General features: G+C 58.8%; 15 protein-coding genes. 6 read left to right on the top strand and 9 right to left on the bottom strand.

Annotated features, from left to right (window positions below):
• Positions 1 to 108 precede the first annotated feature (108 nt).
• The 4 genes from ACFOTD_RS11760 to ACFOTD_RS11745 all read right to left on the bottom strand — a co-directional run bounded on the left by ACFOTD_RS11760 (position 109) and on the right by ACFOTD_RS11745 (position 4,028).
• Entirely contained in the window at positions 109 to 903 is a 795-nt protein-coding gene (locus tag ACFOTD_RS11760) for an ABC transporter ATP-binding protein (protein WP_378118862.1), read from the bottom strand.
• Positions 903 to 1,805, bottom strand: a complete 903-nt coding sequence (locus ACFOTD_RS11755; RefSeq protein ID WP_090117103.1) for an ABC transporter permease — start codon at positions 1,803 to 1,805, stop codon at positions 903 to 905. The genes ACFOTD_RS11760 and ACFOTD_RS11755 overlap by 1 nt, the downstream gene beginning before the upstream one ends.
• A gap of 67 nt (positions 1,806 to 1,872) precedes the next feature.
• A complete protein-coding gene (locus ACFOTD_RS11750) occupies positions 1,873 to 2,949 on the bottom strand; it encodes an ABC transporter substrate-binding protein (RefSeq protein WP_378118860.1) in 1,077 nt (358 codons plus the stop codon).
• Positions 2,950 to 3,023: 74 nt separating this feature from the next.
• Positions 3,024 to 4,028: a catalase family peroxidase gene (locus tag ACFOTD_RS11745; RefSeq protein WP_378118858.1), complete on the bottom strand. Its 1,005-nt coding sequence runs from the start codon at positions 4,026 to 4,028 to the stop codon at positions 3,024 to 3,026.
• Between the two features lie 213 nt (positions 4,029 to 4,241).
• Here ACFOTD_RS11745 and ACFOTD_RS11740 point away from each other — a divergent pair, with 213 nt between their 5' ends.
• From ACFOTD_RS11740 to ACFOTD_RS11720, 5 genes are all read left to right on the top strand, one after another.
• A complete protein-coding gene (locus tag ACFOTD_RS11740; protein ID WP_378118856.1) occupies positions 4,242 to 5,030 on the top strand; it encodes a glucosamine-6-phosphate deaminase in 789 nt (262 codons plus the stop codon).
• A gap of 129 nt (positions 5,031 to 5,159) precedes the next feature.
• Positions 5,160 to 5,939, top strand: a complete 780-nt coding sequence (locus ACFOTD_RS11735; RefSeq protein WP_378118854.1) for a sugar isomerase domain-containing protein — start codon at positions 5,160 to 5,162, stop codon at positions 5,937 to 5,939.
• Between the two features lie 94 nt (positions 5,940 to 6,033).
• Positions 6,034 to 7,875, top strand: a complete 1,842-nt coding sequence (locus tag ACFOTD_RS11730; RefSeq protein WP_378118852.1) for a family 20 glycosylhydrolase — start codon at positions 6,034 to 6,036, stop codon at positions 7,873 to 7,875.
• Entirely contained in the window at positions 7,868 to 8,347 is a 480-nt protein-coding gene (locus ACFOTD_RS11725) for a GNAT family N-acetyltransferase (RefSeq protein WP_378118850.1), read from the top strand. Before ACFOTD_RS11730 ends, ACFOTD_RS11725 begins: the two co-directional genes overlap by 8 nt.
• 396 nt (positions 8,348 to 8,743) lie before the next feature.
• Positions 8,744 to 9,685 (top strand): transposase, encoded by a 942-nt coding sequence (locus ACFOTD_RS11720; RefSeq protein WP_378118848.1) that lies wholly within the window; start codon positions 8,744 to 8,746, stop codon positions 9,683 to 9,685.
• 336 nt (positions 9,686 to 10,021) lie between these two features.
• On the opposite strand, the gene ACFOTD_RS11715 is transcribed toward ACFOTD_RS11720, so the two are convergent.
• The 5 genes from ACFOTD_RS11715 to ACFOTD_RS11695 all read right to left on the bottom strand — a co-directional run bounded on the left by ACFOTD_RS11715 (position 10,022) and on the right by ACFOTD_RS11695 (position 17,015).
• Positions 10,022 to 11,623, bottom strand: a complete 1,602-nt coding sequence (locus ACFOTD_RS11715; protein ID WP_378118846.1) for a helix-turn-helix domain-containing protein — start codon at positions 11,621 to 11,623, stop codon at positions 10,022 to 10,024.
• Positions 11,624 to 11,708: 85 nt separating this feature from the next.
• Entirely contained in the window at positions 11,709 to 13,565 is a 1,857-nt protein-coding gene (locus tag ACFOTD_RS11710; RefSeq protein ID WP_378118844.1) for a sensor histidine kinase, read from the bottom strand.
• 138 nt (positions 13,566 to 13,703) lie between these two features.
• A complete protein-coding gene (locus tag ACFOTD_RS11705; RefSeq protein ID WP_378118842.1) occupies positions 13,704 to 15,074 on the bottom strand; it encodes an ABC transporter substrate-binding protein in 1,371 nt (456 codons plus the stop codon).
• Between the two features lie 154 nt (positions 15,075 to 15,228).
• Positions 15,229 to 16,080 (bottom strand): carbohydrate ABC transporter permease, encoded by an 852-nt coding sequence (locus tag ACFOTD_RS11700; protein ID WP_378118840.1) that lies wholly within the window; start codon positions 16,078 to 16,080, stop codon positions 15,229 to 15,231.
• A complete protein-coding gene (locus tag ACFOTD_RS11695) occupies positions 16,077 to 17,015 on the bottom strand; it encodes a carbohydrate ABC transporter permease (protein WP_378118838.1) in 939 nt (312 codons plus the stop codon). Before ACFOTD_RS11695 ends, ACFOTD_RS11700 begins: the two co-directional genes overlap by 4 nt.
• Before the next feature lie 240 nt (positions 17,016 to 17,255).
• Between ACFOTD_RS11695 and ACFOTD_RS11690 the strand changes: the two genes are divergently transcribed.
• On the top strand, positions 17,256 to 17,780 hold the full coding sequence (locus ACFOTD_RS11690) for a general stress protein (protein WP_378118836.1): 525 nt from the start codon (positions 17,256 to 17,258) through the stop codon (positions 17,778 to 17,780).
• Positions 17,781 to 18,344: the final 564 nt, after the last annotated feature.

The following is an 18,344-nucleotide window of genomic DNA, read 5'->3' as shown; positions in this document are numbered from 1 at the left end:
AAATTATTATGGTTGAAGTTATAAATTGAATAAATAAAACCGGCACCGCTGTAGCGGATGCCGGTCCAATTGTGATTTGAAGCTTATTCGACGTTTCTGTCCCCTTTTTTAACCCAATACGACCCGGTCGTCCGCCAGCTTGTGGCCGCTGATGCGCTCGAATTCGCCGAGCAGCTTCTGCACGGTCAGATCCTGCTTGCGTTCCGGCGGAATGTCGAGGATGATGCGCCCCTTGTCCATCATAATGAGACGGTTGCCAAGGCGGATGGCCTGCTCCATGTTGTGCGTGACCATCAGCGTCGTCAGCTTCATGCTGCGGACGATCTCCTCGGTGAGGCGGGTGATCAGCTCCGCGCGCGCCGGATCGAGCGCCGCCGTATGCTCGTCGAGCAGCAGGATGCCCGGCCGCGTGAACGTGGACATCAGCAGGCTGAGCGCCTGCCGTTCGCCGCCGGACAGCAGCCCGACCTTGGCGCGCAGTCTCGCGTCCAGACCGATGCCGAGACGCTTCAGCTCTTCCTTGAACAAGGTACGCTTGCGTGCCGTCACCGCCCAGCCGAAGCCCCGCGGCTTGCCGCGTGCGTAGGCCATCGACAGATTTTCCTCGATCGTCATGTTGGGCGCCGTGCCCGCCATCGGATCCTGGAACACCCGTCCGACCCATCTACTGCGCTCGGCCTCGGACTTCGACGCGACGGATTGCCCGTCGATCCGGACGTCGCCGATATCGGGCTGCATGACGCCGGAGATGATGTTCATCAACGTGGACTTGCCTGCCCCGTTGCTGCCGATGACCGTGACGAAGTCGCCCTCGTTCAGCTTCAGGTTAATGTTCATGAGCGCGACTTTCTCGTCCGCCGTCCCGGGGTTGAACAGCTTGGATACTTGATTGATCTCCAGCATCAGATCGCCCCCTTGCCGCGCATGCCGGCCGCCAGCTCGGCGGTACGCCGTTTGGCTTGCTGTTTCTGTTTAGCCGATCGGCTCACCGTCGGAATGACAAGAGCTAGGATGACGATAATCGCCGTGATCAGCTTTAGGTCCGTCGCCTTAAGATGCAAGAACTCCGCCCGCAAGGCCAACGCGAAGACGATCCGGTAGGCCAAGGAGCCGACCACGACGGCGAGCGTCGCCCAGAAGACGCGCTTCGGCCCGAGCAGCGCTTCGCCGATGATGACGGAGGCGAGGCCGATGACGATCATCCCGATGCCCATGGAGATGTCGGCGGAGCCGCCGTCCTGGGCAATCAGCGCGCCGGACAGCGCGACGAGACCGTTCGACAGACTGACGCCGAGGATCGTCGTCAGGTCCGTGTTGGAGCCGAAGCTGCGGATCATGCGTTTGTTGTCCCCGGTCGCGCGAAGCGCGAGCCCAAGGTCCGTGTGCAGGAACGCATCGAGCAGCAGCTTGACGACGAACGCGAAGGCGAACAGGACAACGATGTACGCGAGGCGGAAATCGTGCCACTCATGCGAAGCGACGCCGGAGAACAGCGTGTCCGTATTCAGCAGCGAAATATTCGGCTTGCCCATGATCCGAATGTTGATGGAGTACAGCGCGATCATCATGATGATACCCGCGAGCAAGCCGTTGACCTTGCCCTTGGTATGCAGCAGACCGGTACAGACGCCCGCCGCCAGACCGCCGCCGAAGGCCGCGAGCGTCGCGAGCCAGGGCGCTTGGCCGTGCGAGATCATCACCGCGGCGATGCCGGCTCCCGTCGTGAAGCTGGCGTCTACGGTCAGGTCGGGGAAATCCAGGATGCGATACGTGATGTATACCCCGAGCGCCATCAAGGCATACATGAAGCCAAGCTCGACTGCGCCGGTCAGGGAATGGATCAATGACGACACCTACTCCTATTGAATAATGTTATTGAATAATATTGTTGGTCGGATCCTGCACCTTGCTCTTCATTTCGTCGGACACCGTGATGCCTTGCGCTTCGGCGGCCTTGAGGTTCAGAATCAGGTCGAGCTTCTCCTGCATGCCGACCTTCATGTCGCCGATGTTGGCGCCGTTCTTGAGCACTTCGACGGCCATCTGGCCGGCTTGATAGCCGTGGTCGTAATACTTGAAGCCATAGGTAGCGAATGCGCCCTTCTCGACCGTATCGCGGTCGCTGGAGAAGAACGGCAGGTGATTGTCGTTGGCGACCTTGATGATCGCGTCGACGCTGCTGACGACCGTATTGTCAAGCGTGATGAAGAGCGCGTCCGCGCGGCCTACGAGCGACTCTGCGGCTTGCTTGACTTCGGATGTATTCGTGACCGGCGCCTTAACAAGCTCGATGTTGTGCTTCTTAAGCTGCTCTTCGGCGTTCTTCGCCATGACGACGGCGTTCGATTCGCCTTCGTTGATGACGAGGCCGACCTTCTTCACGTTCGGAAAATCGGATGCGATGAAGTCCATCAGCTGCTGCACCGCGACCGGGTTCGTGTCGGAGATGCCGGAGATGTTGGCGCCCGGCTTGTCCAGGTTCGTTACCAGCTTGGCGTCGAGCGGATCGGTGACGGCCGCGAACAGAATCGGCGTATCCTTTACGTACTGCGCCAATGCGACCGCGGAAGGCGTCGCGATGCCGAAGACGAGATCGTACTTCTCCGACGCGATTTTCTGGCCGATCGACAGGTTCGTGTTCTGGTCGCCCTGCGCATTGTTCAGCGAGATCTTCAGGTTCTTGCCTTCTTCGATTCCCGCATCCTTGAGCGCGGCGATAAAGCCTTCGCGCGTCGCGTCGAGCGACGGATGCTCTACGATTTGCGAGATCGCGATCGAGTAGTTCTTGTCGTCGGCCGGCGCGGACGCGCTGGCGGATGCGCTGGCCGACGGCGATGCCGACGGGCTGGCCGCTCCGCTTTCGTTGTTGCTCGTGTTCTTCGCCCCGCAACCCGCCGTCGTCAGCATGGCGAGCGAGAGAAGCGCGGTTGCCCAGATTCTCTTTTTCATTTTTCATGGCCCCTTGTCTAGTGAGTTTAAACTACAGTTTAAATGTCAAAGCGCGCATTCGTCAATGAAAGCGATTACCGGCCGCCGCTCCGCCGCCGCAGCGATTCCCTGTACACGGGGCTGCGAAACCGCAGGATCGGATCGTCCGTAAGCTCGATGCCCGCTCCAGTCATCGTCGGGTCCATTACGAGTCCGTCGGGCTCCGCGATCACAGCCGTGACGCTTAAGACGCCCGCCTCGATGCGCTGCCGGTCTTCGGGCCACGGCAGCGTGGGGTCGTCCGTCGGGTCATCTTCCTGTCCAAGCACGATATTCAAGCGAAAGCGAAGCGGCGCTCCCTTTATACGCGCGGCCGCATCAAGCTCCAGATAATCTTCCGGCAGCGACTTGAGCTCGGTAACCGACAACGTCTCCACGCCAAGCTCGGGCATCCATTCGAACTTCGCCGGCCGACGGTTTCCTTCCCCGTCGACAAGCATAAAGGCATGGATCGCATAATACCGGCAAGTGCCGTAGCTCTTCGGCGGCCGCAGCTTGCCGATATGCGCCATCGCGTGGCGCGCCTCCGGAAAATGTGTCGCCAGCTCCGCCGCGGCCGCGATCGCTTCGATGCCGCCTCCTTTCAACCGGTTCGCTTCCTTAATAAGGTCAAAAAACGAGGCAGGCGTCTTGGCGAAGAAAACCGGAACCGTCACGGCCGTCAGCACCGAAACCTCGCCGTCCGCCGGCATGAACCGCACGGCCAATCCTTTGCCCGGCGACAGGAGGTCGGCCAGCGAAGGATCTGACGAACTGCCCGAGAAGCGGACGACCGCTTCGATCTCTTTGCCCTTATCGCGTAAATGCGCCGCGATCGTAAGCCCGGCGGCCAATCCGCTCGGCATAAACACGGCGCGACCGCATATGCCTTTCGCATGCACCCGTCTATTCCCGGGGTGAACGCCTGAAAGTCCTTCGAGGGCGTCGACGGTCGGACTCGTCAGATCCGCAAGAACGTCTTCCCCGACGGTTGAATCGTTGTTGCTGCGATCAATTTGGGTTCGATCGGTTTGGGCGCGATCGGCCAATGGTTTATGCATTCGGCACTTCCCTCCAAGTCTTGAGCTGCCGCCCGCATCAGCCGGCCGGCGATTGTTATATTTACCCTTTTTGCGCATCGCTAACCGATGCCGATGGGCATGCCGCAGCCTTGACGATCGGTCAAATCAGGCCCGCTAACGGTCAAATTTTTTTTGAGCCGCCTTGCTATAGTGAAGGGGCAATCAACTGTATGGAAATGGAGGAACGCATCAGTGAGTCAGTCCACGCTTCTCCCCGTCTACTCGCTGCTCAAGGACAACCTTCGCACCGAGGTGTTTACGGACAGACGGCAGCTTGGCCAGGCGGCATGCGACGACTTCGTCGGCAAGCTGAAAGCGCTTCTGGCAATCGGCCGCAGCCCACGCGTCGTATTCGCGGCCGCGCCCTCGCAGAACGAATTTCTCGACGCGCTCGCCGCCGAGACCGGTATCGATTGGAGCCGCGTCACCGCGTTTCACATGGACGAATACCTGGACTTGCCCGCTGGCGCCCCGCAGCGCTTCGCGCGATACCTGAACGAGCGGCTGTTCGACAAAGTCAAACCCGGAAGCGTACACCTCATGAACCCCTGCGAAGACGCCGAGAAGGAAGCGCTTCGCTACGAACGGCTGATGCGCGAGGCGCCGATCGATATCGTCTGTCTCGGGATCGGGGAAAACGGCCACTTGGCCTTCAACGATCCGCCGGTCGCCGACTTCGACGATCCGCGCTGGGTCAAAGTCGTCGAGCTCGATGCGGACTGCCGGATGCAGCAGGTCAACGACGGGTGTTTCAACTCGCTTGCACGCGTGCCGAAGCATGCGCTCACGATGACCATCCCCGCATTAATGTCCGCCATGCATCTTGTATGCATCGTGCCCGGACAGCGCAAACGCGAAGCCGTACGCCGCGCGGTCCACGGCCCGATCGAGGAGGCTTGTCCCGCCAGCGCCCTGCGACGGCACGAGAGCTGCGTCCTGTACACAGACATGGACAGCTACGGTTACAAGCGGATCGATTAAGACTAACTTGGCAAAGGAGGGAATTTACGATCGGATCGGCGACGAGAACTCCGGCACGTAAGATCGCGCCGGGCTCGCGAGCCCGATAAACGATTTCGCCGTTGTTATTTTGAATAGGAGGTCATCGAAATGAACCAACGACCGCTGTCCGCGCAAGACGACATCATGGGGGCTTACCTGACGTATATCACAGGGCTGCTCGAAGAGATCCGAAGCGAGCCTCGCGACCGCCTGCTGGAGGTGGCCGGCTTGCTGGCCGACCAGATCGCGGAGGATAAGCTCGTCTACCTCTACGGTCCCGGCGGGCACTCCAACATGAACGCCACGGAAATTTTTTTCCGGGCCGGCGGCTTGATGCACATTAGCGCCATCCTCGACGAAGGCACGATGATCTCCAACGGCGCGCTTCGCTCGATGGCCGTCGAACGCACGCCGGGTTACGGCAAGCTCGTCATCGAGGACAACCGGCTCGGCCCTGGCGATATTCTAATCCTCGCCAACGCCTACGGTATCAACACCGCCTGTATCGACGCGGCGCTTGAGGCGAAGCGCAGAGGCGTCGTCACCATTGCCGTGACCTCGGTCGGTCATGCCGACGCGACCCCCAAGGATCATCCGGCGCGGCACCCTTCCCGGCTTAATCTGTACGAAGCATGCGACTATTACCTCGACAGCAAAGTGAAGCCGGGGGACTCGGCTTTGCCGATTCAAGGCCTCGAGCCACGGATGGGATCGACGTCCACGTTCGCCAACGCCTTTCTGCTGAACTCTCTTATGATGACAGCCGCGGCTCTTCTTGCCGAGAAAGGAATCGAAGTGCCTGTCTGGAGAAGCGCCAATGCGCCCGGAGGGGACGAGTGGAACAACCGCTTTATCGATCGGTTCAAGGGCCGCGTGAGATGGCTGTAGCGGGCGCGGCGGCGGAGACTTCATCTCGGAGAATCTCCGGCTTGGAAAAAACGTTCGTTCGCTGCTTATCCCTGAATGCCCAGGAGGAATCGTCATGAAGCTCGACCTGATCCCGCAACCGCAATACGTCCGGCCGTTACCCGAAGACGGAGACGATATTCAGACGCCGCTGCCCGCCCATCTCGCCGGCATGCGCGTCAAGCTGCTGACGCCCCGTTCCGACGACAGGCTGTCGCGTCTGGCGCGCGAGCTGTTCGGCGATGCCTATGTCGCCCTGGGAACATCGCCCGATACGTACGCCCTTCTGTCCGAGGGCCAGCCTATGCGGCGCGAAGCGGCCGAACGCCTCGCCGGTCGCCATGACGGCTATGTGCTGCGCATCGGCGACGGCGGCTTGTCGCTGCATGCCCGGGAAGCGTCCGGCCTTTATTACGGTTTGAAAACGCTTCTTCAATTGATGCGGAGGTACGACCCGCTGCCTGCAGTCGAAATTGCCGATTGGGCCGACTTGCCGCTGCGCAGCGACTATTTGGACCTCCGCACCGTTTATCCTACGTTTCCTAATCTGTTGTCTTATATCGCCGAAATGTCCGACTATAAGATCAACACCCTCGTCGTCGAATACGAGGACAAGCTGCCGTTCAGACGCCACGCCTTTCTGCGCCATCCGGAGCTGGCCCTGACGGAAGCCGAGCATGACCTTCTGCTCCTGGCGTGCCGCGATCACTTTGTCGAGGTCATACCAAAGCAGCAATCGTTCGGGCATCTGGAGTTCATTCTCAAGCACCCTTCCTATATCGCGCTGCGCGAAACGCCTGACAGCGTCGGCGAGCTGTGCCCGCACCGGCCCGGCGCGTTCGACATGATGGCGGGCATTCTCGAAGACGTCGCCGCGCTCCATCCGGACAGCCGTTATCTCCATATGGGCTGCGACGAGGTGTGGAGTCTCGGCGAGTGCGCGGACTGCCGCGCCTCCGGCCTGACGCGCGAGGCATCCTTCATCGCCTTCGTCAATCGGCTCGCCGCCCGCGTCCGCGAGCTCGGCAAACGGCCGATGATCTGGCACGACATGCTGATGCATGCCACGCATGAAGAGCTGTCCGCGCTCGATCCCGAAGTGACCGTCGTCGTCTGGATCTACGGCGGCCACCGCATGAAGCGGGATGCGCTGGACATGATCGGCAAGCTCAGACGCGCAGGCTTGTCCGTAATCGGCGCTTCCTCGGTCCGCTGCTGGGATGACGAGGGGGACCAGAATTATCCGGTCATCCGCAACCGCGTCGCCAACGTATTGCGCTGGACCGAGCTCGCCGAGACCGAGCAGTTGACGGGCGTCATCGGCACGAACTGGTCTGCGCCCTTCGCTCTGGGCAGCCCGTACGGCTTGTTCGAGACATCGCGCTATCCGGCCTTCTTCTCGGCCGACCAATGCTGGAACCGCCGTGCGGACCCGGAAACCTATCTCGCGCGATTCCTCTCGCAATATCATGGCATGGACGATGCGACCGCTATCGCCGATGGCTACGAGATAACGGACTATTACCAGCTCGTGCCGGAGCTGCTGCCCGATATCGCCCTCAACCGCCAGGTCGCCGAGCTGATCGCGGCGATGATCCAATACGAAATTCCGGCCAAGCGCAGGCTGCCGCTCTATACGTTTCTGTTCAGGGGCGAGCTGTATCCCGGCGAAGAGGTCATGACGAGTCTCAGAGACAAGCACCGAACCGGCTACGCCGCGCTGGAAGCGGCCAAGACCGCCATGCGGACCGCGATCGAGCCGCTGCTTCCGCCGGCCATGGCGGAGCTGTTCATCGCTTCGAGGTTTTACCGGTTCGGACTTTACGAGGCGAAGCTGCGGTCGATCGCGTCCGCTGCGGAAGCAGCTACGGGCGAACGACTCGATGACGACGAAGAGGAGGAAGCGCGACATGCCTGACATGCTGGTCAAATTGTACGATCTGCCGGACGGCCGTGCCGAACTCGCCGCGCTAGAGGAACAAGGCATTCGCATCGTACGCGCCATGACCGCGGACAAGGGACGCCTGGCGGAATTCGTCGGAAAGCATTTCACCGAAAACTGGCGCAGCGAGTGCGAATGCGCCTTCGGCAGGCTGCCCTCCTATGCCTTCATCGCCGTGCGGAACAAAGAGATCGTCGGCTTCGCGCTTTATGACGCAATCGTCCGCAATTTCTTCGGTCCGACCGGCGTGGCGCCGGCGTGCCGCGGCCTCGGCATCGGCAAAGCGCTGCTGCTCGAGACGCTTCGAGCCATGCACGAAGAAGGCTACGCCTACGCCATCATCGGCTGGGTAGAAGAAGCGATCGGCTTCTATGCCAAAACCGTCGGAGCGACCGTTATTCCCGACTCGTTCCCGGGCGCTTACCGGAACCTGGTCGCCTTAAACTAATCGCACGCAATCTCCGCTCATCCAAAAGAGACCCAAGTGGAACGCCTTGCATAGGCGTGCGTCTGCTTGGGTCCATTTTTTTCCATTCCGTTGCATATTCTCGTTCGTTTTTCCCGTTTTAACGATATCCCCTTCGGTCAGGATTGGCCGCTAAGCACGCTGTCCTTACTTCACATGCAGAACCGGTGCGCCCTGCATGCCGCATCGCCTCTTACAGAACCCCCCCGCCTTCAGCATCTTCGCCTCTAAAGTCACTTCCCCTTCCACCACTTCGCCCGTTACCGGTATCCCCTTCGCCAAGGGTTCGGCCTCGCCCATTCTTCATCTCTCAGAGCCTTGACCTCACATCCATAATTTATTATTATAAGAACATATGTTCCGTTCGGAGGAATGAACATGCCCAACCGCTTCTCGATTCAGGATTATGTTCCAGCCTATAACGAAGAAGACTGCGCGGGCGCCCTGTTCGCCGCCAAGTGGCCTGACGGTTTCCGCTGCCCCCGCTGTGCCCATCCGCATTTCTACATGGTAACGTCCCGCGGACGCCATCTGTTCGAATGCAGATCGTGCGCTCACCAGACTTCGCTTACGGCGGGCACAGTGCTCGAGGGTACGCGTACTCCCCTTTCCAAGTGGTTTCAGGCGATGTTTTTGATGCAGCTCGGCATCAGCGCCAAACTGCTGGCCAAGTTGATCAGTGTGACCTACAAGACTGCCTGGCTGATCAATCACAAGCTGCGCCACGCTATTGGCGAGTGGGATCGCGGCCGGCCGCTCGCAGGCGACCTGCAGCTGTTGGGCGAATATTACGGCTACGAGTACCATCGGTACTTCAGCAGCCAATTCGTGCAGGGCGAGCTGCGTCCGCAGCCGGTCGTGGTCGGCGTCTCGCTCGATGATACAGGAGATGTCGCTCATGTAAAAATGAAGGCCGTCGATGGCCCAGAGGGCGATTCGGCTATTCGTGGCGGAACGGGCGGCGAGGAGTCTGTGGAATGCTTTGTGCAAAATCATGTCGCCGGCGGCGAAGCCACCGGACATGCGGAGCTGCTCCAGCGCGGCCATCATGGGCGGTCCCGGGCTCATCATGCATGGCGAGAGGCCGTGCGTTGGCTGGCCCGCACCTTTGGCGGCATCGGCCCGAAGCACCTGCAGGCCTATCTTAACGAATTCTGCTTTCGGCGCATTTGCCGCAACGAGGTATTGACCGAGCTGATCACCAGCTGTGGCATGACCAAGACAATTACTTACCGCAGACTAGTGGGTGCCCGCTCCGGCGTTCGACCGATTAAGTGGGTATTCCGTCCCCCTGCGCGCCATCAGCAGCGTACGGGATAGCATAGAAATGCGTATTTAACACCATGCCATACCAAGGTGCAAGGCGTGCTGGCGCGCTCCCTACTACAAGGTATACGTTTTACGAAGTTTGTTGCATTCTGATGCCACTCCCTTCGCTTGCTGCAATTCCTGACCGAAGGGGATATCGTTCAAATTAGCAGAAGGTGCGCAGTGCTCCTGAATGAAGGGGATATCGTTCAAACGACGCAGACACTCGCACGCCACACTTCCTGAGCGAAGGGGATATCGTTCAAATTAGTGGAGGCGGGCAGTGCTCCTGACCGAAGGGGATACCGTTCAAACGGCGCAGACTAGGGGAATTGCCGCGACAGAGGTTCAGTCTCCCCTGTATTCGCCCGGCGTGCCGCCGATATGCTTTTTGAACAGCTTGGCAAAGTAGCTTTTATTCTCGTAACCAAGGCGCGCCGCGACTTCTTCGACGCTCATGTTGCTGCGGGCGAGCATTTCTTTGGCACGTTCCATTTTGGCGGTGGTGACGTATTGAATGAAGTTGTAGCCCGTCTCGCGCTTGAACAGCCGGCTGAAGTAGCTGGAGTTGATGTGGAGCATGTCCGCAACTTCTTCGAGCGTAATTTTGGAGCCGATGTTGTGGCTGACGTATTGCTGGGCCCGCAATATTTCGGAACGCCTGGACTGTTTGTAAATGAGGCCGAGCAGCGGCATTCTTTCTTTAAAAAACTGCAGCATCCAATCTCCAAGCTCTTGGATCGTGGAAAGGTCGCCCAACGTTCGGTGCAGTACCTCCATCGAGAATACGCTCTGATAATGCTGCAGCGCCAAAAAGCGCGTCTGATTGTCATACAGAATTTTGAGCGTCCATTCTTTGACCAATTCGGGATGGCAGCGCCTCTCTCTCGCTAGGTCCAGCCACTGGCCTATGGAAGACTCGAGCTGCGCCGCGTCTTCTTCGAGAAAGGCGTCGCGGATGCGCTGAAGCGCCTCGGGATATACGTCGTGCAGATCTCCCTCCCCAAGCACGGGCAGCTCCGCTAGCGTGAAGATGCCTTCTTCGGGGAGATAGAATCGTCCGCCGCCGGAAGACAGGAGCCGCTCGGCTTCCCTTCCGAGCGCCGCCGGCGCCGCTGCCGATGTACCGATCAAGAAGGTCGCCGCGAGGCCGCTGTCCCGGGACAGCCGCTCGCCGAGCGCCCGCAGCGAGGGCCGGACGGATTCGACCTTCATTTCGGTGAGGCTCCGCCGAAAAGGAAACAGCAGCACCGCCTCCCGCCGCCCATGCGGCAGCAGCACGGTCCCAGGCAGCTCGCCTGTCAGCCCGGCTGCCGCTTGACCGACGGCTAGCTGCACGGCCCGCTCGTCCGGCAGCCGCCGCGATAACTCGGACAAGCGGTTTAAGGCGATCAATACGGGCAGCCATACTTTGCCCTCGAAGTCGATGCCCGCCTCCGCTGCGCCGTCCGCCCATGAGAGATCGCGCCCGCCATCCGCGGTCATCCGGTCCAGCAGCCCTTGGCGCAGCAGAAGCGCGTTCTCTTCTTTTTTGGACTGCATGCGTGCCAGTGCTCGGGATTGTTCCTTTTCCGCCGCGAGCTGCGCCGACAGCTTGCGCAGCAGCGCCGCGATCTGATCCGGCCGCATCGTCTCCTTAAGCACGTAATCGTCCACTTGCAGACGGACGGCCTGCTGGGCGTAGGAGAAGTCGCCCATGCACGACAAGATGACGCATCGAATGTCGGGCTTTAGCCGTTTCAACTCGCCGATGAGTTCGATGCCGTCCATCTGGGGCATGCCGATATCGGTGATGACGATGTCCGGCGGAGCGGCCTGCGCTTGCTCAAGCGCGACCGCTCCGTTTTTGCAAGCCGAATGAAGCTCCAGACGCAGCTCCTTCCAGGGGATGGATGCGCTTAAATATTCGAGCACCGGATAATCGTCGTCTACGAGCATGACGGAGTACATACGCTTTCCTCCCGATAATTCGCATCTCGGCGTCTGCCGCCGGTTCTCAAATCCCGCTAATCATCGCTTCTGATCAGTTCCGATATTATGAGGATGGCGGCGGCTCTGCCGGAATCTCGATGACGACCTTCGTCCCCGCGCCCTCTTCGCTATCCAGCGTCAGGGAGCATCGCTCGCCGTAAATCAGCTGAAGTCGCTCGTATACGTTCGCGATGCCGATGCCTGACAGTCTTCCTGCCGCGCCCTCGGCTGATGTGGCCCCGCGCTGCGACCGGAGCTCTGCGCGCAGACGCTGCAGCGTCGCCATCGACATGCCCGCCCCGTCGTCGCGAACGATAATCCGCAGGCCCGCTTCTATCGCCGCCTCCGAGCCTGAACGCGCGTCGCCAGCTTCGCAGCGGACGACCTCCACATAGATCGTCCCCGCTTCCTGGCGAAGGCCGTGAATATAGGCATTCTCGATGACGGGCTGGAGCAGGAAGCGCGGCAACCGCAACGCCAGCGTATCCGAAGCTGCTTCGATGATCAGCGCAGCCTTCTCCTGCTGTCGGAAGTTCAGCAGCTCCATATACCGCCGCAGCACCTCCAGCTCCTCGTGCAGGGAGGTGAATTCTCCGTCCCTGCGAATCGTCTGCCGCAGCAAGCCGGACAACGAAGCCAGCAGCTCGCCGTTCTCCTCGTCCCCTTTGAGCAGAATCCGGAGCCTGATGGAGTTCAGGATGTTGAACAGAAAATGCGGATTGATCTGCGCCTGCAGCATTGCCAGCTCCGCCTTGCGCTTCTGCATCTGCTCCGCCCGGATCTCCCCGATCATGTCTTCGATGCGCCCGAGCATCTGGTCGAATTGCTTGCCCAGCCTGCCGATCTCGTCGCTGCCCCGCACGCCCGAACGGACTGCGAGCTCGCCGCGCTCGATCGCGCCCGCTGCCTTGCCGAGCGCCACGACCGGCTTCGTAAACTGGCGCAGCATGTAAATGAACAGTACCAGGAACACCAGCGTCGCCGCGATCTGTACTGCGAAGCTGAGACGCGAAACCGAGTGAAGCTGGCTCACGGCCTCTTTATACGGTCTCAGACTGACGACACGATAGCCGCCGTAATCGAGGTCATGCCGGCTGAGCAGAAACTGTTCGCCCTCGTACCGGACGGTCAACGGCGTTTCCGCCCGGCGCACTTCTTCGGGAAACGGAAACGTCTGCCCGATTCGCTGCCGATTGCGACTCGCCAGAATGCGTCCGTCCGCATCCAGCAGCATCGTTTCCTGCCTGCCGAGGTCGTGCTTAAAAATTTCCCCGAGCTTGCTCTCGCCGATGCTGATTACGATATAGGCATAAGGATCCGTCGCATAAGCCAGTCGTAGATTACGCGCCATCGTGAGCAAATAAGGCTCGGTGCCTTTGCCGTCCATCGTATATTGATTTACGAGTCCGATCCATCCGATCTCGTATGTCGGCAGCAACTTTACGCCGTTGATCCAGGGCATCCGCAAAAAGTTGGCCGGCGTAAATCCGCCGTAAAGATCGAATTGGTAGTTGGTAAAATAATGCCCGTCCACGGTCAACACCGTGACGTACACATTGTCCATCGTCGACGCGATACTGCTGAGAAAGTACCCGATGTTCTTCGCGTCCAGAGCCTCTTGGGCGGGATCGGCTTGTCCCAGCTTGTACCGCTGCCAGTTTTCCTTCAACGCGAGATTGATGTTGGTGTCGAACATGATGCCGTTGGACACGCGTATCATATTTTCGAAGAGGCTCGACAAGTACACCTCGGTCAGCTCGAGCGACTTGTTCTCGTTGTCGATGACCTGCGCCTTGACGATCCGCTGCGTGAGATAGTCCCCCGCGATCAACGTGAAGCTCGCCGGCAGCAGGAGGCACAGCAGCGCGGCCATAATCAGCTTGCCGCGAAGGCTGTGTATGAATCTGCGCCCGATGATCACCTTATCGCCCTCCCGCCGCCAGACCTTGTCTAGATTTTAACATTGTCTGCATCTTGTCCGCGACGTCTCTCGCAAAGACCAAGAACGCTTCGCAGGGAACGATCCCCGCGAAGCGCCGTTATTGTCCGGTAAAGACCGTTATTTATTGGCGTCGACGATCTTTTGAAGCGCTGCGGCAGCCTTCGAGACGGTCGTCTCCATATCTTGCTGACCGAGTACGTACTTCTCGGCTTCCTTGACGTATGCCTCTTCAAGCTCCGATTGATAAGCCGGCGGCAGGTTGAGTGGCGTCGTCGGGCTGTTCTTCATGACGTAGGTCAGCGAATCGGTATCGATCATGTCGGGGCTCTTGAGCTTCGTCTTCAAGCCGGAGATGAACTGATCGACGTCCTGCTTTTTCCAAGCCGAGTATACGTTGCTCCACTGCTCGCCCTTGGTCGTATACCAGCGGATGAAGTCGTAGGCGGCTTGCTGGTTTTCCGATTTCTTCAGCACGCCCATAAAGTTGCCGTTGGCCGGGCTTACGCCGGACGGCTCGCCCTGACTGTTGGACGGCATCGGCGCAAATGCGCTGACGAACGTGGCCGGGAACTCGTCGGAGCCTCCCGCTTCGTTGATCATCCAGTTGCCGGTGACGATCATCGCCGCCTTCTTGGAGAAGTAGACCGAACGATAGGCGAGCTTTTGCGAAATGGTATCGCTGTACGGAATAGCGCTCTTGTCCACGTTTTCCGTCTGATTGCGGATTTCCAGCGACTTGCGGACTTCTGGACTGTCCACCTTCAGCACGCCGTTGTTCACCAGGTTGTTGTCCTTGCTCTGGTTCAGCAGCCCCAGCTGCATGTACATCGGCCAGGAGTGGAAATACGTGCCGTAAATCTTGTTCGCGCCTTCCCCGCTGCTCAGCTTGCGGGAATATTCATAGAAGTCGTCCCACGTCCAGCTCGTCGGAACCGCAAGACCCGCTTTGTCCAGCATCTCCTTGTTCAGCAGCACGAAGTAGTTCTCGTAGGTGTCGGGCAGCGCGTACACCTTGCCGTTGAGCGAAGGGTCGACGGTATACTCGTCCGTCACTTTGATGCCTTCGGCGCCCAGCAGGTCGTCCAGCGGCGCCAGCAGATCGAGCCCGACGCGCTTGGAGTACTCGGCGGCGCTCGGGAACATGACTACGTCCAGATCGGAGCCGGATGCGATCAGCAGGTCCAGCTTCTTGAGACCTTCGGCCGAATCGTTGTTTTCGACCAGTTCTTCGTATTCGACGGTTACGTTCGGCTTCTCATTTTTGTACTCTGCAAGCATGCCGTCCATCTGCGACTTCGGAATCCAGGAAGCGAGCTTGATCGTAGCGGGCGCGTCCGACGACGACGCGGACGAGCTCGAGGCGGACCCGGAAGCGGGCGGTGCTGCGGACGAAGCGGCGTTGTCGTTGTTGTTGCTGCCGCAACCGGCAAGCAGCGAGATCGATAGCGCGGAAGCCATGGCAGCGGACAGCACCTTTTTGTTTAACATAATGAACCTCCCCAGGAAATGGTCGCACCGCTTGATGACGAACGGTTCGTAACACAATCGTAACATTGGGGTTTTCCTGTCGATAAGATATCAAAATTGACTAAATCGGAAAATAATTGACCGTTTTTTGTCTTATCAGGAAACATCTGTTCTCTCAGCCCTTAACGCCGCCGAGGCTGATGCCCTCGATAACCTGCTTCTGTCCCATGATAAAAACGATGAGCAGCGGTACGATCGCCGAGACGGAAGCGGCCATGACGAGCGAGTAAAACTGGCCGTTGCGGTCTGCGAACGCGTTCATGCCGAGCTGGATCGTATATAGCGCCTTATCGCTCAGAAAAATGAACGGCGACTGATAATCGTTCCACGTCCAGATGAACCGCAAAATGGCGTAGGTGGCGATCGCCGGCTTGACGAGCGGCAGCAGAATGCGGACGAATATCGAAAAGTGACCCGCCCCGTCGATCTGCGCCGACTCGATATATTCATCGGAAATGCCGGCGAAAAACTGGCGGAGCAAAAAGGTGCCGAGCACGCTGAAGCCGCCAAGCAGCACGAGTCCCGTGTGCGTGTCGTACAGACCGATGGAGCGGTAAATGACGAACAGCGGCACGAGCGTCGCCTCTACCGGAATCATATAGGTCGCCAGCACGACCAGAAAGAGCGCGTTGCGGCCCGGAAACCGCACCTTGGTGAAGCCGTAGGCAGCCATCGCCGATACGACGACGGACAATAGCGTTGTCATTACGGATACTTTAATCGAGTTCCAATAATACAAAGGGAAATTAGCTTTGCCGTTCCATACCTTTTTATAATTTTCGATTGCCTGCCAGTGCTTCGGAATCCACTCGACCGGATAATTGAATACGTCGACTTCCGGTTTGAGCGAGGCGGACAGCATCCAGACGAATGGGAGCAGGAATAAGATGCCGAACAGCACTAGCAGCACGGTGATTGCCACGCGGGATACGGGCAGCGCCCGCCGACCTGCGGCTTGCGTCTTCATCCTTGATGCACCCACTTTCTTTGACCGGCCCACTGAAGGAACGTGATCGCCAGGATGATGACGAACAGCACGATCGACATCGCCGACGCATAGCCCGTTTTCAGATTCACGAAGCCCTGCTGGTAAATATCGTACACGATAACCGACGTAGAATGCGCAGGCCCGCCTTCCGTCAGTACCTTGATGATGGCGAACGACTTAAAATTGGCGATCAGGCCGGTAATCAGCAGGAAAAAGCTCGTTGGCGTCAACAGCGGAAACGTGATCCGAAAAAACTTCACGCGCGCGGACGCCCCGTCGATGTCGGCGGCCTCGTAAAGGTCGCGCGGAATGTTTTTCATGCCCGCGATATAAATGATCAGCGACACGCCGAGGTCGATCCAGATCATCAGCAGCATGACCGAAGGCAGCGCGTAATGCGTATCGGCCAGCCACTTGGGCGGCGAGTGAACGCCTACGGCGGAGAGGAACCCGTTGACGGGGCCGTACGACGGGTGAAACAGCACTTGCCAGACGAACGCGACGGCGGCGATGCTGGAGATCTGCGGCATGAAAAAGATGATTTTAAAAAAGGAAGACCCGTACGCCCGCTCAGAGATCAGCACCGCCAGCAGCAGCGCGACCGCCATGCCGATCGGCACCGACAGCAGCATGATCAGATTATGGAGCAGCGACTCGCCGAATTCCTGATCCTGCAGCAGACGTGCAAAGTTGCCGAAGCCCGATAAACGCAGCTTATTGAATCCCGTCAGGAACGACCAGTTCGACAGACTGAAAATGAATAGCATGACCAACGGCACGAGCGTAAAAACGATAATGCCGAGCAGCATCGGCCCGATAAAAACATAACCTGCCGCAATCTCGCGCAAACGTCTGGATCTGCGGGTCGCGGGCGGCTTCGTCGTCCGAGCCTGTCCGGTCTGTAGGGTAGCCATCTGAATCTGAGCCTCCTTGCGTGGGGCGGTTTTCTACAGTATAGAAAACGCTTTAAGCGGCCATAAGGCTTTAAAATGACTCATTTCAAATTTTTTTGACCGAGATGCGCCGTCGCCAAAAAAAGCCTGGTTCTCGTGCATGAGAACGGCTTGTTTGGGGTATTAGATAGTGAACGAAAATGGATAAGGAACACGCTGTAACGAAAGAAACCGCTAACCATACATTAGGAGGGATTCGTCATGGCACAAGAACGCGACACCCAGGAGCGCAGGATCGTCGGGGTATTTGACACCGAGCAAGGTGCAGTAAAAGCAATCGAGGATTTGAAGCGTCAGGGATATACCTCCGACGATATCTCGGTCATCAGCAAAAACCGGGACGACCTGGACTACGTCACCGACGAGACGGGCACCAAGGCGCCCGAAGGCGCAGCGGCCGGCGCGGCGACGGGCGGCGTAGTCGGCGGCCTGACCGGCCTGCTCGCAGGCTTGGGGCTGCTCATCGTGCCCGGCATCGGGCCGATCCTCGCGGCGGGCCCGATCGCGGCGACCTTGACGGGCCTCGCGATCGGCGCCGGCACGGGCGGCATCGTCGGCGGTCTTATCGGCCTCGGCATCCCAGAGGACGAAGCCCACCGCTACGACGAGGATCTGAACGCGGGCCGCATCCTGGTGCTCGTCGACACGGATCCCGACCGCCGGGCGCCGATCTACGACACGTTCCGGACGAACAATACGCTGAATTCGGATACGTATATCGTGTAATCGGCAGCGGCGCAGAGAGCGAATATAAGATAGACAGCGATAACGCGAGCCCTTTTCCCCACGACGGGAGGAGGGCTCGCTCGCGTGCGGGCTTGTTTATGCGGCTGTGGGGCGCTGCTTGCCGTGATATACGTTGAGCATCGAGGCCATAATGCAATAGGGACTACGTTCCGCTATTGGTGCTCTTGGTACCGAGGCTTGGCATGATAGAGGAACTACGTTCCGCTATTGGTGCTCTTGGTACCGAGGCTTGGCATGATAGAGGAACTACGTTCCGCTATTGGTGCTCTTGGTACCGAGGCTTGGCATGATAGAGGAACTACGTTCCGCTATTGGTGCTCTTGGTACCGAGGCTTGGCGTGATAGAGGAAATAAGTTCCGCTATTGGTGCTCATGGTACCGAGGCTTGTCGTGATAGAGGAACTACGTTCACTAGCGTTGCATTAAAACTAACGCATTAAATTTTTAATCAATAAATTACTATATTTTCTATTTCGTGTTACTTTTTTCGTGGATAGGCATGAAAAAATCTCCTATTGTAGAGGTGTGTAGGTTGCAATCCGT

Origin of the sequence: Cohnella sp. GCM10012308 (assembly GCF_042649185.1) — a bacterium.
Taxonomy (GTDB): domain Bacteria; phylum Bacillota; class Bacilli; order Paenibacillales; family Paenibacillaceae; genus Cohnella.
The sequence above is the reverse complement of the archived record's forward strand: the minus strand, read 5'-3'. Positions and strand labels throughout refer to the sequence as shown.

What these genes read in the sequence shown, in the direction of transcription:
- ACFOTD_RS11760 (WP_378118862.1), bottom strand. Translation starts at nt 903, where the DNA reads ATGCTGGAGATCAATCAAGTATCCAAGCTGTTCAACCCCGGGACGGCG.
- ACFOTD_RS11755 (WP_090117103.1), bottom strand. Translation starts at nt 1,805, where the DNA reads ATGTATGCCTTGATGGCGCTCGGGGTATACATCACGTATCGCATCCTG.
- ACFOTD_RS11750 (WP_378118860.1), bottom strand. Translation starts at nt 2,949, where the DNA reads ATGAAAAAGAGAATCTGGGCAACCGCGCTTCTCTCGCTCGCCATGCTG.
- ACFOTD_RS11745 (WP_378118858.1), bottom strand. Translation starts at nt 4,028, where the DNA reads ATGCATAAACCATTGGCCGATCGCGCCCAAACCGATCGAACCCAAATT.
- ACFOTD_RS11735 (WP_378118854.1), top strand. Translation starts at nt 5,160, where the DNA reads ATGAACCAACGACCGCTGTCCGCGCAAGACGACATCATGGGGGCTTAC.
- ACFOTD_RS11730 (WP_378118852.1), top strand. Translation starts at nt 6,034, where the DNA reads ATGAAGCTCGACCTGATCCCGCAACCGCAATACGTCCGGCCGTTACCC.
- ACFOTD_RS11725 (WP_378118850.1), top strand. Translation starts at nt 7,868, where the DNA reads ATGCCTGACATGCTGGTCAAATTGTACGATCTGCCGGACGGCCGTGCC.
- ACFOTD_RS11720 (WP_378118848.1), top strand. Translation starts at nt 8,744, where the DNA reads ATGCCCAACCGCTTCTCGATTCAGGATTATGTTCCAGCCTATAACGAA.
- ACFOTD_RS11715 (WP_378118846.1), bottom strand. Translation starts at nt 11,623, where the DNA reads ATGTACTCCGTCATGCTCGTAGACGACGATTATCCGGTGCTCGAATAT.
- ACFOTD_RS11705 (WP_378118842.1), bottom strand. Translation starts at nt 15,074, where the DNA reads ATGTTAAACAAAAAGGTGCTGTCCGCTGCCATGGCTTCCGCGCTATCG.
- ACFOTD_RS11700 (WP_378118840.1), bottom strand. Translation starts at nt 16,080, where the DNA reads ATGAAGACGCAAGCCGCAGGTCGGCGGGCGCTGCCCGTATCCCGCGTG.
- ACFOTD_RS11695 (WP_378118838.1), bottom strand. Translation starts at nt 17,015, where the DNA reads ATGGCTACCCTACAGACCGGACAGGCTCGGACGACGAAGCCGCCCGCG.
- ACFOTD_RS11690 (WP_378118836.1), top strand. Translation starts at nt 17,256, where the DNA reads ATGGCACAAGAACGCGACACCCAGGAGCGCAGGATCGTCGGGGTATTT.